The sequence below is a fragment of the Crocosphaera sp. genome (assembly GCF_030064895.1).
GTDB lineage: Bacteria > Cyanobacteriota > Cyanobacteriia > Cyanobacteriales > Microcystaceae > Crocosphaera.
Genome location: NZ_JASJEB010000008.1, coordinates 54759 through 68654, shown reverse-complemented (window position 1 = coordinate 68654; position 13896 = coordinate 54759). Strand labels below are relative to the sequence as shown.

The 13896-nt window shown below is 37.7% G+C and carries 13 protein-coding genes; 10 read left to right on the top strand and 3 right to left on the bottom strand.

All coding sequences use genetic code 11. The annotated features are described in order from the left end of the window. Position 1: 1 nt before the first annotated feature. Entirely contained in the window at positions 2-421 is a 420-nt protein-coding gene (locus QNJ66_RS03785) for a BlaI/MecI/CopY family transcriptional regulator (RefSeq protein ID WP_300503178.1), read from the bottom strand. Between the two features lie 208 nt (positions 422-629). Between QNJ66_RS03785 and zds the strand changes: the two genes are divergently transcribed. The 7 genes from zds (at position 630) to bchI (ending at position 7249) form a co-directional block, all read left to right on the top strand. Then, the gene (gene zds / locus QNJ66_RS03780) at positions 630-2102 is read left to right on the top strand and encodes a 9,9'-di-cis-zeta-carotene desaturase (RefSeq protein ID WP_300503176.1); all 1473 of its coding nucleotides are present in this window, start codon (positions 630-632) and stop codon (positions 2100-2102) included. Positions 2103-2159: 57 nt separating this feature from the next. After that, entirely contained in the window at positions 2160-2606 is a 447-nt protein-coding gene (locus QNJ66_RS03775) for an SRPBCC family protein (protein WP_300503174.1), read from the top strand. 1028 nt (positions 2607-3634) lie between these two features. Beyond that, positions 3635-4237, top strand: a complete 603-nt coding sequence (locus tag QNJ66_RS03770; protein ID WP_300503172.1) for a hypothetical protein — start codon at positions 3635-3637, stop codon at positions 4235-4237. Between the two features lie 88 nt (positions 4238-4325). After that, positions 4326-5258, top strand: coding sequence for a hypothetical protein (locus tag QNJ66_RS03765; RefSeq protein ID WP_300503170.1), 933 nt, complete (start codon positions 4326-4328; stop codon positions 5256-5258). A 245-nt stretch (positions 5259-5503) separates the two neighbouring features. Beyond that, a complete protein-coding gene (locus tag QNJ66_RS03760) occupies positions 5504-5698 on the top strand; it encodes a type II toxin-antitoxin system VapB family antitoxin (protein ID WP_300503168.1) in 195 nt (64 codons plus the stop codon). A gap of 2 nt (positions 5699-5700) precedes the next feature. Next, a complete protein-coding gene (locus tag QNJ66_RS03755) occupies positions 5701-6084 on the top strand; it encodes a PIN domain nuclease (protein WP_300503167.1) in 384 nt (127 codons plus the stop codon). Between the two features lie 91 nt (positions 6085-6175). Then, positions 6176-7249, top strand: coding sequence for a magnesium chelatase ATPase subunit I (gene bchI, locus QNJ66_RS03750; protein ID WP_300503166.1), 1074 nt, complete (start codon positions 6176-6178; stop codon positions 7247-7249). Positions 7250-7329: 80 nt separating this feature from the next. Here the strand turns inward: bchI and gloA are convergent, their stop codons facing one another. Together gloA and QNJ66_RS03740 are read right to left on the bottom strand one after the other, a co-directional pair. After that, entirely contained in the window at positions 7330-7758 is a 429-nt protein-coding gene (gene gloA, locus QNJ66_RS03745) for a lactoylglutathione lyase (RefSeq protein ID WP_300503165.1), read from the bottom strand. A gap of 353 nt (positions 7759-8111) precedes the next feature. Further along, a complete protein-coding gene (locus QNJ66_RS03740) occupies positions 8112-8573 on the bottom strand; it encodes a hypothetical protein (protein ID WP_300503164.1) in 462 nt (153 codons plus the stop codon). Between the two features lie 106 nt (positions 8574-8679). Here QNJ66_RS03740 and QNJ66_RS03735 point away from each other — a divergent pair, with 106 nt between their 5' ends. The 3 genes from QNJ66_RS03735 to QNJ66_RS03725 all read left to right on the top strand — a co-directional run bounded on the left by QNJ66_RS03735 (position 8680) and on the right by QNJ66_RS03725 (position 13733). Continuing rightward, the gene (locus tag QNJ66_RS03735) at positions 8680-8820 is read left to right on the top strand and encodes a hypothetical protein (protein WP_300503163.1); all 141 of its coding nucleotides are present in this window, start codon (positions 8680-8682) and stop codon (positions 8818-8820) included. Between the two features lie 161 nt (positions 8821-8981). Next, entirely contained in the window at positions 8982-11744 is a 2763-nt protein-coding gene (locus QNJ66_RS03730; RefSeq protein WP_300503162.1) for a DUF3987 domain-containing protein, read from the top strand. Positions 11745-11831: 87 nt separating this feature from the next. Next, on the top strand, positions 11832-13733 hold the full coding sequence (locus QNJ66_RS03725) for a DEAD/DEAH box helicase family protein (protein ID WP_300503161.1): 1902 nt from the start codon (positions 11832-11834) through the stop codon (positions 13731-13733). Positions 13734-13896: the final 163 nt, after the last annotated feature.

Below are 13896 nucleotides of genomic sequence, written 5' to 3'. Positions count from 1 at the left end.
ATTAAGGAGTCCCCCGTTGACGACGAATGGCTTGGAGACGATTGGCGATCGCCTCTAATTGTTCTAAACTGGTTGCATCTAAACTATCAGCAAATGAAGCCACCATATCAGGGTTACTGATAGCAAGAAACTGTTGTAATTGTTCATAAGCTTGTAAAGCTTTAGCTTGTTCACGGGACATTAAAGGTTCCCAAGTAAAAGCTTTATTATTTTTGCAGCATTTAAGCCAACCTTTTTTAGTTAAACGGTTTAAAACTGTGGTAACAGAAGCGTAAGCTAATTCCCGTTCTGGATCTGCTAAAATGCGATCGTGTATCTGTTTAACAGTGGTTTGGCCAAAGTCCCAAACAATTTCTAAAATTTCCGTTTCTAGACTTCCTAAAGATAATTTTTGGGGACGATATTCAGGTAAAGGAGACATAGGGCAATGTTTTAAACAACTGACTAAAATAACAATCAACTCATGATGTTGTTGCTTGTCATTCTAATAATACTTTTCAGTTATCAACGGTAAATATTCTTAAAATTTAAGAGTTAGCTTCAATTGTAACTCAAATCCGAACTCCGAAGTAACCCTATTGTTTGATATGATTACAATATGTAAAGAAAATGAGAGAAGGAACTAAAGAATGCGAGTTGCGATCGTTGGTGCAGGTTTAGCAGGTATGGCCACGGCCATCGACTTAGTAGACGCTGGTTGTGAGGTTGAAATCTTTGAATCTCGTCCTTTTGTCGGCGGAAAAGTAGGCAGTTGGGTGGATAAAGACGGAAATCACATCGAAATGGGGTTGCACGTCTTTTTTGGCTGCTATTACAACCTTTTTGCTTTGATGAAAAAAGTAGGGGCGATCGATAATTTACGCCTCAAGGAACATACCCATACTTTCATTAATAGTGGGGGTAAAATTGGGGAGTTAGACTTTCGTTTCCCTGTTGGTGCGCCATTACACGGGTTAAAGGCGTTTTTTACCACGTCTCAACTCTCGGCCATCGATAAAATTGCCAATTCTTTAGCCTTGGGAACCAGTCCCCTTGTACCAGGTTTACTCAACTTTGAGGGGGCAATGAAAACCATTCGCAACCTAGATTCTATAAGTTTTGCGGACTGGTTTCGTCAACATGGGGGTAACAATGGCAGTTTAAAACGGATGTGGAACCCCATCGCCTATGCTTTAGGGTTTATTGATACGGAGAATATTTCTGCCCGTTGTATGTTAACTATTTTCCTCTTCTTTGCCACAAAAACAGAAGCTTCTATCCTGAGAATGTTAGAGGGTTCTCCCCATGAATATCTCCATAAACCGATCACTAATTATTTAGAAAGTCGTGGGGTGAAAATTCATACCAGACGCAGAGTAAGAGAAATTTTATATACAGAAAATAACGATAAAATTGAAGTCACTGGTTTAATTATTCCTGATGGAGAAAAAGAAGAAACTATCACCGCAGATGCTTATGTTTGTGCTTGCGATGTTCCTGGAATTCAAAGATTAATTCCCGATACCTGGCGTAAACTTTCTATGTTTGATAACATCTATCAACTGGAAGCAGTTCCCGTGGCAACGGTACAACTTCGCTTTGATGGTTGGGTAACAGAATTACAAGACGAAAACAAACGTAAGCAGTTACAAGAAGCAGCCGGAATTGATAATTTACTCTATACTGCCGATGCTGATTTTTCTTGCTTTTCTGACTTAGCTTTAAGTAGTCCTGGGGATTATTATAAACAAGGAGAAGGCTCATTGTTACAATTAGTTTTGACCCCTGGTGATCCCTTTGTTAAATCTAAAAATGAAGATATTGCTAACCACGTTTTAAAACAGGTTCATGAACTTTTCCCCTCTTCCCGGGAATTAAATATGACTTGGTATAGTGTAGTCAAATTAGCTCAATCTCTCTATAGAGAAGCTCCAGGAATGGATGTTTATCGGCCTTCTCAAGCTACCCCTATTCCTAACTTTTTCCTAGCAGGAAGCTACACCCAACAAGACTATATTGATAGCATGGAAGGGGCAACCATTTCCGGGAAACAAGCAGCACAAGTCATCTTAGAAAAAGCAGAAACCCTTAAAAAATCACCCCAAGTTTCTGCAATTCGCTAGAATAATAAATAGGGTGGGAATTACCTACCCTATGTTTAATTATTATGGGAATATAAAATGTCTAATTGGTTAGAACATAGCGTACAAATTGAAGTCGATGCTCCCATGGAATTAGTATGGGGATTATGGTCAGACTTAGAACAAATGCCACAATGGATGAAGTGGATTGACTCAGTTAAAATATTAGATGAAAATCCAGAATTATCTCGCTGGAAATTGGCCAGTGGGGGGCTAGAATTTACTTGGTTATCAAAGATTTTAAAGGTCACTCCCCATCAAATTATACAATGGGAATCGGTGGATGGTTTACCAAATCGTGGGGCAATTCGTTTTTACGATCGACAAGAAAGCAGTATTGTTCGCTTAAGTGTTGCTTACGATATTCCAGGATGGTTAGGTAAACTAATGGATAATTTATTTTTAGGTAGAGTAGTAGAGTCAACAATTATGGCTGACTTAGAACGCTTTAGAGATTATGCTATGAAAGCAAAACAAAATCAATAATTAATTAGTCTTAAATTTCAACCTTACTCGACTGAAAATTATTTTAAATTTCTACCTGAAGATGATATTCGTATCAAAAGAACAAAATGAAAAAATTATCATTATTTTCCAAGTTAGAGTTTAATGACTTAAAAAGTTTTAGGTGTAGGGTGGGCAAGGTTAATTAATTGATGTTGTATAAAATAATATTATTAGGTTGCCTACCAAGCTCAAGATAGACAATAATTAATCAAGATGGTGGGCAATAATCTCAGATAATCATGTTAATTGGTTCTTTGGCTTCATTTGCCCACCCTACAAGGTTATATTTGTAGTAGAAGAGTAGGGTGGGCAAGGTTGATTAATTGATATTGTATAAGATAATATTAGTAACTTGCCCACCAAGGTCGAGATGGACAATAATTAATTAAGATGGTGGGCAATAATCTCAGATAATCATATTAATTGCTTGGTTGAGTTCATTTAGATTTTGCTTGGTGCTATACTCAAGAAGTGGCACAACGCTGTGGAATTACGGCAGATAATCAAAAGTTTAAAAATGCCTTGAGCAAGACATTTAAAAGTGTAATTAATCAGATAAAAAATACCACAAATTAGATGTTATCGAAATATTGACTATATATTATTATTAGAACAATAAAGACAAACATAGATTGATGTAATTACAAACTACAACCATCAGTTCTGTGTTAGGATTTCGTAGAGGCTTAATATTATTAAGCACCTACAGTAGTTATTATTTTTTCAAAGAGATAATCAGGGTTTGAGACGACTAATTTTGTCAAGTTTTCTACCAATTGCCTTATGTCGAACTCAGGTTACAAAACTAGAAAAATACAAAAACCTTGGATAATGCCATTAAAATTTTGTATAATCCTGAAATATATAACAGTAGGCAAAAAAATTATTGAATTTTTCTTTTCCCTGTTCCCTTTCACTACACTATAGTTTCCTAACCATAATGCGTAGTGCTATAGTGATTTATTTCTGAGTAAAAACTGTAATTATTGCAAAGGAGAAAAAATACGATGTCTATTAGTGAATTTACGGAAAAAGAGTCTTCTGAAAATCTAGAAAATTCTATGGAAATTGAACAAACTGATGACGAAGCTTTTGCTCAATTAGAACAAGAACAATCTGAAATTAATCAGCTAGAATCTTCTGAAAATCTAGAAAATTCTATGGAAATTGAACAAACTGATGACGAAGCTTTTGCTCAATTAGAACAAGAATCATTTGAAACTGATGAATCAGACTCTTCTGAAGATTTAGAAAATTCTATGGAAATTGAACAAACTGATGATGAAGCTTTAGATCAATTAGAACAAGAATCATTTGAAACTGATCAACCAGACTCTTATGAAAGAGAATTAAGTTTTGAAGAATGGTGTCAGGAAAACGGTTATTTACCTGAAAAAAAATTAAAATTTGAAGAATGGCGCGATCAAAAGTCTCATTTACGGGATTGTCCTGAAGCTGAACAAAGAGAGGCTTATCAAAAATATTCAGACGACACTGATCGAAGAAATTCGGAAAAGCATTACCAGGCTGAGCAAACTTATAAAAAATATTTGGAATGGTTCAGAGCTAATGAATTCAAACAAAAATCTTTCCCAACCTTAGGACTATAACAATATTATTTTTTACTTCGTTTGAAGTAATTTATATTTAATTTGTAATCTTGACCAACAAAAATTAATCAAAGGGTAGGTATTTTTTATGAAGAACAAAGTAATTAAACATACTATAGTTGATGGCACAGGATTATTCTGTATTTATGCGCGAATATCAATTTTTATAACCAGCTTATTCTTCTGCTTAACTTGGATTAGTTCCCGTGCAGGTAATATAGCAAGTAATATAGTAATAATTTTATTATGTTTAGGTTTGAATAAAATAGTTGTTTCATTAGGCTCCTCTTTATTTAAAAAAGCAGATGCAAAAAGAAAAATTGCTTATGGATATCGTAGAAGTATAAAAGAAACACAACAAACCGAATATCCTGAAGGCATTGTATATATTTTAAAGAATGTTCTTCAGGAATTAGATAGATTAGGAATAGATTTTCCTCCATCAAAAAAATCGGTAAATATGGGTAAGTTGGAAAGTAGGGCAACAGACAGTACTATCGTGGGTTTTCCCAATCGAACTAATTTAAAAGAAGCTATTAATATGGCACAGGATTTGAGTCAAGAATGGAGTAATCTTAACCACACTGAAAAAAGTAGGTCAATGGGAGAAATTAGAGCTAAAATTGAATCCGAGGATATGTGGCTTGCTTGGTATCAAATTAACTTACCTAAAGGAGAAGTAGAAGCTTATTGGTTTTCTTACACAGAAGAAGATCATCGCAATAACAAATCATTTTCCTCTGCAACTCCTCAAACTCCAACCCCTAAACCACAACCTCCCTCTAATCCATCCCAAATATTAAACTATGAAGAATTCATTAATCAAAATTCCATCTTTCAGGATTTTTCTGAACAGGAAAAACTAGAAACTTACCAAAAATACTTAAAATCTAAGGGGGTTAATATTCTATCTTTTGATGAGTGGTTAAGTCAAAATTCTGAATACCAATTTTTTCCCCAGGAACAACAACAACAAGCTTATCTAAAATACTTAAAATCTTTAGGAGATAATAGTCATTGAGCCAAACTTTCTAATAAGGATGAACCGTGAGAAGGTGCGATCGCTAAAGTATTTACAGTCAGAATAGAGGTAGCGATCGCTATTTCAGATAAGTAAAACTTACCCCCCCCGAAAATTTCATTATTTTTGTTAATATCATAGCAGTAGGATTGATAAATTAGCTATGATTAACATTATAAAATAGGTGAACAATGAAAAGAGAAAAAAATATTATTATTTTATAAATTTTGAATTATAAACTTGCTATGACAACTAACATTTCTATTGATGAACAATTAATAGCTGATGCCTTAAAAGTAACTGGTTTAAAAACAGAAAGAGAAGTTCTAGAAATGGGACTTAAGACTTTAATTCAGTTGAAAAAACAAGAGCAAATTAAAAGATTTAAGGGGAAATTGAAATGGGAAGGAGACTTAGAAGAAATGAGGAGTAATCAATGATTATGGTGGATTCGAGTGTTTGGATTGATTACTTTAATGGCCATGATACGTCTGAAACCAGACAACTTGATTTATTATTAGGAATGCAGCCCATAAGTATTGGTGATATTATTCTCACGGAAGTTTTACAAGGTTTTAGAAATGATTCGGATTACAATGTAGCTAAAAACTTGCTCACTTCTTTGACAATTTTTGATTTATTGGGTAGAAACATGGCTGTCAAGAGCGCGGAAAATTATCGTCAGCTACGGAAGAAAGGAATAACCATTAGAAAAACCACTGATGTTATTATTGCCTCTTTCTGCATTGAAAATTCTTTACCACTGCTTTTTTCAGATAAAGATTTTCTCCCCTTTGTTAAATATTTGAATCTTCTTCGTGCTTAGATCACCTGAATTCATCGCACAATCAAAAAGATTGACCAAGTAAGCGATCGCATAGCAAAATTATAATAAGAACAAACCGAAATAATCATAGATGACTGCAACCCTACAAGCACCCCCAAAAACCCATCGCGTTGTCTTTCCTTTTACGGCCATTGTCGGCCAAGAAGAAATGAAACTGGCCCTCCTCCTCAATGTCATCGACCCCAAAATTGGCGGTGTGATGATTATGGGCGATCGCGGTACAGGAAAATCCACCACCATTCGCGCTTTAGCTGACTTACTCCCGGAAATCGATGTAGTAGCGAATGATCCCTTCAACTCTCATCCCTCTGACCCCGATTTAATGAGCGATAGCGTGCGTCAGACCCTCGAAGAAGAGGGTTCTTTGCCCATTTCCCACAAAAAAGTCATTATGGTTGACTTGCCCCTTGGAGCTACAGAAGATAGGGTTTGTGGTACCATCGATATTGAAAAAGCTTTATCAGAAGGGGTCAAAGCGTTTGAACCTGGGTTATTAGCCAAAGCTAACCGAGGTATCTTGTATGTAGATGAGGTTAACTTACTCGACGATCACCTAGTGGACGTATTATTAGACTCTGCTGCTAGTGGTTGGAATACGGTAGAAAGGGAAGGTATTTCTATTCGTCACCCGGCTAGATTTGTTTTAGTGGGATCAGGAAACCCCGAAGAAGGGGAGTTACGGCCTCAGTTATTGGATCGTTTTGGAATGCACGCAGAGATCCATACAGTCAAAGAACCTAACCTACGAGTACAAATTGTAGAACAAAGATCAGAATTTGATGGAGATCCCCAAAAATTCTGTGAAACCTATCAAACTCAACAAGATGAGTTACAAAATAGTTTAGTTCAAGCGCAAAATTTACTCCCTTCCGTTAACATTGATTATGATTTACGGGTGAAAATTTCGGAAGTCTGCTCAGAATTGGATGTGGACGGGTTACGGGGTGATATTGTTACTAACCGTGCATCGAAAGCTTTAGCAGCGTTTGAAGGACGTACAGAGGTTACTGTAGATGATATTCGTCGCACTATGGTGTTATGTTTGCGTCACCGACTCCGTAAAGATCCCCTAGAAACCATTGACTCAGGTTATAAAGTAGAAAAAGCTTTTAATCGAGTCTTTGGTATAGAAACAGAAGAATAACACAGTTTTCTAGACTGTTATCTTCAACATTTAACGAAGACTTATGAGAGTGTTTTTCACACTCTCATATTTTAATTTTACTAAGCAGCTTTTGCAATTTCTTCTTCTTTTTTAGCTGATCCTTGGGTTCCTATTTGAATTAATTCGATTTTGTAACCGTTGGGATCATCAACAAAAGCAATAACCGTTGTACCGTGTTTCATGGGACCGGGTTCTCTAGTAATATTGCCCCCTTGTTCTCTAATTTTTTCACAAGTTCCATAGATATCATCGACTCCTAAAGCAATGTGACCATAAGCGTCACCCAACTCATAAGAATCAACACCCCAATTATAGGTTAATTCTATAACTGAGTTATCAGACTCATCTCCATAACCAACAAAAGCAAGGGTAAACTCTCCCCCTGGATAATCTTTTTGACGAAGGAGTTTCATTCCTAAAATATCACAGTAGAATTTTAAGGACTCTTCCAGGTTTTTAACCCGTAACATAGTATGTAAAAGACGCATAATTTATTTTGAGATTAAACAACAAGGTGATCACTGGGATCGTTATTCTTCATGTTACCAGTTTACAATAGATCCATCTAGAAAAGCCAATACCTATCATCTATTTTCTAAACATACATAGTTGCCTGTTACCAATTATCTGTGTATAATTGGGTAACGTAAAAAATAGAAGTTTATGTCTGGAAAACAACAAGTATTCGCCGGATTATCACAAGAGCAACTTAAGTCTATTTCCAGCAAAATAGACCAAATAACAAAATCCAATCAAACTGTTTTCAAGGAATCTGTGAGAAAAGAGGTAAAAGAGATTTTGTCTGGTTATGTGCCAGGGGAAAAGATAGGAGAAGAACTTGTTACGGAGTTTTTGCCCCCTGGGTGTTTTTTTCGGGATTAGCACTAAGCAACAGAGCATCTTGCAATTCCCTGACCATCCTAACTCTGTCATCCCACGGCAAGGAGGAAACTTGTCTGTAAACCTTGTCGTATTCAGGGGTGACAAAAGTTTCCGTCCCTGTAAGGTAATCGAAAAACTCAGTTAGAGTGTAGCCAAAACACTTAGCCACACCAGCAAAGTTAACGATATCTGGAAGGCTTTTGTTGTCCGCTCCTTTACGGGAATCTTCTTTTTCCCATTGTTGCAAAAAGCCGTAGGTTACGGAAATCCCATGTTTATTCAACACTTGTTCGCAATAATCTACTTGATTTAGACCCTTTTCTTTTCTATCTTCAAAAAGTAGTTTAGCTAAAAGTCTTCTAGCTCTTTTGTAATCAGGTTTTGGAGATTTTTTTGTGGATTCAACTTCGGATTTACGCATACATTTCTTTATTGACGCACTCATACCTGACAGTTTATTTCTCAAAACCTAAGATGTCAAGAGGGTTTTGTACACACACAACTGTATTTTATTGGAATATTAAATTATGAATAAAACTACTACAGAAATACTGAATAGAACCGCTTTGAAGTATTACAAAGAACACTGCAAACCTAAAAAAGAAACAAATACTAAAAAAGGGTTGATTAAAAATGTTGCTCAGACAGGTATACCTGTAGTAAGATAGAGGGGTAAAAAAATAGCACACATTTCTGTGTGCAGGGTGGCATTATGCCTACTTCAAACAATTTAATTGTAAATCAAATTTGCCCACATTGCAACAAGGGCAGCGACAAGCCGAATGCTAACAACTACTGTTACCAGGAAGTTTTACCTGATGGGAATATTTTGTCCGTTTGCAACAGGGATGCTCCACCGGCTCCTGGGTGGGTTCCCGTAAGAAATGGGAAAACTCACGATGCTAACGGAAAACCCTACTATCTAAAAATCAACAATAAGGACAATAAAATAGTGGAACCCAAGAAAGCCCAACGCATAGCGCAAACAAGGTACTTCAACTATCCAGGGCGCGATGGGAACCGATTAATAAGGGTTAAGCGGATTGACTACCCAGAGGGAACTGTTGATCCCAAAACGGGTAAACCTAAGACTAAAGACATTTTTCAGGAAAGGTGGAGTCAGATCGCCTGGGTGAACGGGGTCAAGCCAATTCAACGGGAAGATATTCCCATTTATCGATACAAGGAAATTCAAGAGGCGATCGCAAAAGGTGAGACTATCTGGGTGGTAGAAGGGGAAACCACAGCAGATGCACTTTGGGAATTAGGCTTAGCGGCTACCACTAACCTTGGTGGGTCTGGAAAATGGAGGGAGTCAGACACCAAAGACTTGGAAGGGGCGGTTAAAATTATTCTGTGTCCAGATAGGGATAAGCCCGGACTCAAGCACATGGACGCGATCGCCTCTCAGATGGAAGGGGAAAATATCCAATGGTGCTATCCCTTTACTCTGGGTTTATGGAATGATGTGCCAGATAAGAACGGGGTGGATCTGGGTGACTACATAGCAGATGGACACACCAAGAAAAACATCTTTGATTGCGTTTACGATGAGAGAATCGGTACGTGTGATACTAGACAGCTTAACCATGACACCACTCTAGAGGAATTAATAAAACTTCACGAGAAACAACTTGATTCAGCCGAAACATTAACGGAACTGAAGAAACTGCAAGCGCGGACACCAGTTTACGACTCTCGAGAATTACAACAACTCTACAAGGCACTTTCGGAAGATATTGACAAAAAGGTTAATGAGGAGGAAGCCTTCGTAAGGCTGAACGAGTTAGTAGAGCTATCCAACAGCAAACTAGACCTTAAGGAAGTTTTACCACGGAGTGTGGCTGAGGAGATCGAGAAGAAAGCGGACAATTTAAGAGCTAGACCAGAAAGATTTTTGGGCTATTACTTTGCCGGATTATCGGCCACTCTCGGATCGAAAATTTTTATAAACGGCAAGCGCAACGATAAGTGGGAGGAGTTCCCTAGGATTTATTATTGTGATGTTGCGCCACCGTCTAACGCCAAATCTCAGGTGATAAATGCTTGCCTGAAATACCTGAACGACAAGCAGAAAAAAGAGAATGCTAGGTACAAACGCGCCCAAGAGGATTTGAAGTTAGTCGAAAAGCTATGGGATGAGTTAGACGAGGATGAGCAAGTAGAACGCCGTCACTCGGAAGACAACCCCTCTATATATAAGGAGAAAAATTGTTACCTAAGATCCCACGTTTTTCACAACGGGACAATCGAAGCGACCTTGACAGAAATGGGCAAGCACCCAGAGGATAAAGGGTTTTGCTTAGTAAAAGACGAATTATCCTCTTATTTCAACTCTCAGAATCAATATAAGTCTGGCAAGGGTGCTGATCGGCAATACTATCTACAGATGTGGAACGGACGAAATGAGTGGAACGTTCTTTACGCCACAAAAGAACATATTATGCTCACCGGTCAAACATTTAACCTTGTTGGTGGTATTCAACCTCATATTCTCAAGAATCATCTTGACATCAAAAATGACCCGGACGGGATGGCCTCTCGCTTCCTCTTCTGCCAATCGGAACCTGACACTGAAATTAAATTTACTGATCGGGCCCAAGATATTGATTTGTTCACCAAGGTATTTGAACAAGCGGATGCAGTCACCTGTAATAAAGATGAAAACGGCTTTATCATTCCTAAAGGCTTTGAGTTTGATACCCACGGATACATTGAGTGGATTGGGGTGTGGAAATATTTAACTAAGCTTATGAATCGCTACGCTTATCTAAACCCTGGTTTATCTGCCTACTGTGGTAAATTGCGCTCTTATTATTTAGTTTTCTGCTTATTGCTCCACTATTCTAAATGGGTTTATGAACCAGAGAACTGCCTGGATGAGTTTACGGTTGATAAGGACACAGCCCAAAAAGCTTTTAAGGTACTTCAATTCTACTTAGGCCAATTTATGGGTATTCAGGAGACAACAGAAGCCCTACGCCACAATACCTTGGATGGTATCTACCATGAGGTTTATAAGGTTCTCAAACAGAATGGTAAAATTACCACTCGTGAAATTTACACCTCTTACCGCCGCAAAATTGATGGACGCAAGATGAATGCTAAGTTTGCGATGGAAATTCTGGAATACTTAGCAGAACGTGGCTATGGAACCATCGAGAGGAAAACACTTCACTGGAAAGAACCACCCAAAAAAGAACTATCAGGGGATACTTTGCAATCCCAGGTTAAAGAGATAGAAGAAGAGACTATCTCTGTTGGATCTAGATTGGAAACAGACATATCTGTATCACAACAAGAAGAGTTAATAGGTTCTATCTACCAGGTGAACACAGCCACGGTAGTTGAGGAAGTTAGGACAGGAGAAAAGATAAGGCTAGAAGCAGATCGTGACATCTTTGTTATCACTAAAATACTAAGTGAGTCAGAAGCTATTGGGGTGATTTTTGACGAAATCGCAAGAAGAGTGACGAAGGTATTTGCTATTCCGATAAATAGAACGGAGAAAGTTTTTGAGTTTCCACCACAAGGGGGGACTTGGCATCAACCTTCAAATCGTGAACATTACTGTTACAAACCGCCGGAGTAACTTTATTCACTAAACATACATAAGTGTCTATAACCATAAAGACATTTATGTTAAACGATAACTGTTAATTAATCAAAATCCAAGCAAATGTTAAGACAAAATAAGATCGAGTTACGTCTCCATCAATTGGAGGCGAAAAACAGGATACTTGAAGCTTTAGAAAACCAAGAAAAAAGAATCTTGGTCAACGCCCCTTGTAGTTGGGGAAAAACCAAGTTGGTAGCCGATTTGTGTCACTATTGGACACAGGTTGAAAAGAAAAAGGTCTTGTTCGTAGTTCCTTATCAAACCCTAGTTCAACAAGCTAAAATCGAATTAAGAGACGGGGCAGGATTAGGTGTAGGAATTATTGCAGGTGGGTTTAAACACAGTAACTGGAAAACACAAGTAGCCAGTATCCAAGCGTTAACAAGAAGAAACAAAAATGGTAAGCTAGACTGGTTTAAACCAGACATTGTTGTGTTAGATGAAGCACACGAGACCGCGTTTTCTAGTTGGGTTAAAAGCAAGTTCCCTGTGTTGTTAGAGGGACACGAAGTAACCAGAAAAGATGATTTACTCTTTCTTTACGAAGTATTAGGGGCTTCGATAAATTCTTCCTGGAAAGGTTTAAAAGCTTGGTGGAAAGAGGTTAAAAACTCGGAAGGCTATAACACGCCTGAGAAAAAAACCGCTTGGGCTTATCTAAAGAAATACAGTAGTGTTATTGAAAGACAACCTCTGTGTCTTGATAGCAATTTAAAACTTCTTACCCCTAACACTGTCTCTTTAATAGGACTAACTGGTTCACCTTGGCGACTGAAAAAGACTGAGTTTATGGGGGACTTTTTCTCCCATTTAATTAACTGTGAAACTCCTGGTGATTTACTTGATAAGGGGTGGACAACTCCGATTAATTACTATCAAATTAAAAAACCAAAGATAGAAGGAGTAAGGCTTACAAGTACAGGAGACTATAATCAAAAACAACTATCTGTGAAAGTCAGTGACCCAAAAGCTATTACTGATATAGTTAGTAAGTACAAAAGTCTTTGCCCTACTCGAAAATTTATTTGCTTTGCTGTTGATATCAATCATGCAAAACTATTAACAGAAGAGTTTACCGAACAAGGGGTGAATGCAGAGTTAATCCAAGGGAATATGCCTTACAGGGATCGAAAACCTTTGTTTGATAGATTGGGTGACCTATCCGATCCTTTACAGGGGTTAGTCTCGGTAGGATGTTTATCCGTAGGATTCAATGTCCCCGAGGTTTCCTGTATTATAGGCTGTAGGCCAACAAAATCATTGTCACTACATATCCAGCAAGTGTCGCGAGGGATCAGGCTGTCCGAGGGTAAAGAAGATTGTGTTTATATTGATCAATCAGGGAACCTTGAGAAGTTTGGTTTTCTAGAGAATCTAACCTACCCTAAAGATATTAACGACAACACTTTTATCCTTGACGAAACACCCACTAAAGTCTGTCCCGAGTGTGGTCGCGTCGCATCATCTTTTGAGGTAAATTGTACCTGTGGGTATCATTTTCCTGATGAACGGGTAGAGGGAGAAAAACGGATACCAGTTGGTGATCTAGTTATCATCCTTAAGGAAAACGAAAAACCCATTTATGACCAATATCGTCATCTGCTGAAACGAGCTTATCAACTTGAATATAATCCTAGTTGGGCCCAAATGCAGTGTGCTAAAAAGTTTGACGGTAAATTTCCTAGAAAAATTTGGGGACGCGGTGCTATTTTTTCTGAGAAGACAGACAATTTTTTGCAGACGCAATACTGGAACCATTTACAAAAACTTAAAGACAAGTTAGCTGAAAGACAGGAGAACTCCCCTCCTAAGCGCAAAACTAAGTTTGATGATGATTGGTGTCAAAGGTGGTTTAAGATTGAATTTGGGTTCAAATATGACACAAACAGAGTTATCAAGATAAAAGGACGACCTGCGGTTGACCCCATGCAGTTAGACCTGTTTTATGCAGACGAATTCTAACACATAAATGTGTGTATAATTCAATTAGAAGAGTATCCATCACTTCTACACTCATGCAAAAAACGACCACGGAACATGGTGGTCGTTTTTTGTTTTGTTAATACCTCCGTATCAACAAACACTTAATAACTTACTTATACTATACAGGTCTGTGTGTAAAATT